Source organism: Halorhodospira neutriphila, assembly GCF_016584055.1.
Lineage (GTDB): Bacteria > Pseudomonadota > Gammaproteobacteria > Nitrococcales > Halorhodospiraceae > Halorhodospira > Halorhodospira neutriphila.
In genome coordinates this window covers 1-1,503 of sequence record NZ_NRSH01000238.1, presented here as the reverse complement: position 1 = coordinate 1,503, position 1,503 = coordinate 1, and the positions used below count along the sequence as shown (strand labels likewise).

Annotated in this window: 2 protein-coding genes; one reads left to right on the top strand and one right to left on the bottom strand. The window is 74.1% G+C overall.

The window, feature by feature from the left end; all coding sequences use genetic code 11:
* The first annotated feature begins 316 nt into the window (after nucleotides 1-316).
* Nucleotides 317-679, top strand: a complete 363-nt coding sequence (locus tag CKO13_RS12145; RefSeq protein WP_200261384.1) for a hypothetical protein — start codon at nucleotides 317-319, stop codon at nucleotides 677-679.
* Between the two features lie 7 nt (nucleotides 680-686).
* On the opposite strand, the gene CKO13_RS12140 is transcribed toward CKO13_RS12145, so the two are convergent.
* A partial coding sequence (locus tag CKO13_RS12140; protein WP_200261382.1) for a hypothetical protein occupies nucleotides 687-1,503 on the bottom strand: 817 nt, incomplete at its 5' end.

Here is a 1,503-nt window from a genome sequence, read left to right as displayed (position 1 = left end):
CGTCCGCACCGCTGGCGCTGCCCACGGGCCCGGCCGCCATGACCAGGGCCAGGCCTGCCGCCGCGACCTTCTCTCGACTGCCCATCTCGACCTGCTCTCCCGTCGCCTTACCGGAACCCAGGCGGCACGATATTGCCGCCCCCCTTTGTACAAGGGATCGAGGGGCGCGTACACCCGGGGCGGCCGGCGGGCGCAGAAACATGACTACCTGTTCACATTCCCGCGCTCAGCCAGTAAACTATGTTGCATAGCACCATAAGGTCGCTTAAGTTCCTCGCAGCGTGCAGGGCCCCTCGGGCCCGGGAGTAGAAGGGCTATGTTCACCGCACTGGTCAGCCCGCAGTACGCAGAGCGCCACGGCCAGGCCGTCACGGTCGCCGGCGGCTTCATCGCTCACGGCCTCGTCCCGCCGCACCGCGGCAACGGCGAGCCCACGGGGTGGTTCTACGCCCTGCTGCCCGGCACGCCGGAGTCCGCGGACTCCGAGCACGTCGAGCCCTTCCCCGCCGAGCGCATGGCGGCGATCCTCCGGGCGGAGCGCGACCGCTACCGCGACATGGAGCGCAGCGACGGCGACTCGGTCTGGGCCGACGCGGCGGCGGCGATCGACGACATGGTCGACTGCCTCGGCCGCAGCCAGCTCATCGCCGCCGCCGGCAGCCAGACCACGGTCACGTAAGGGGGGGTCAGTCGGGCGGGTTGCTCTCCCCGCGCGACTCCGCCGCCAGCTCGGACGGGGTGGGCACCGGCGGGCCGCTCGGGTGGTTGTGGTCCCGGCCGAGGAAGACGTCCCGGTAGGAGGTGTAGAGCAGCGCCCCGAGCACCGGCGCCAGCAGCGGCCCGAGCCACCCGGCGCTGAGGAGCACGGCGCCGAGCCCGAGCGCCAGCAGCCCGAGCAGCCCGGTCATCGCCGCCGGATTGGCGGTGTAGGCGCGGGGGCTGACCGCCATCGCCATCCCCGGGGGCGCGGCGTGCAGGGCCACCATCGGCAGCAGGAACCACTGCCCCAGCAGCAGCAGCACAAGCCCCGCAGCGGCGGCGCTCACCCCCCAGATCCCGCCCGCCACCAGCACGGGCCCCACCAGGAAGTAGGCCACGGGCCGGGGCGCCGGCGCCCCGCTCTCGAGCCGGGGCTCGTAGAGGCCGAGCCCCGCCAGGGCCGCCTCCAGAGAGTCGCCGAGCGGCGTGAAGATCGCCGGCCCCAGCGCCCCGTAGGCGGTGAACAGCACGGCGCTGACGGCCACGGCGGTGGCCACCTCGAGGTTGCCGGGGAGCACATCGTCCGCCCGCGCCGGGCGGTTGTAGTCCACGACTAGGGCGAGGCGGAGGAAGACCCCGAGGGCCAGCACGGCCACGACCAGGATCAGCAGGACCCGCACCGGCTGCCAGGCCACGGCGTGGGCCGCCGCCTGGGCCAGGGCCGCGGCCGCCGTGTAGCCGATAAAGGCGCCGGGGCGCTGGGCGATGAGGCCCAGCGCCTCGCGGAGCCAGCCCACCCAGGCC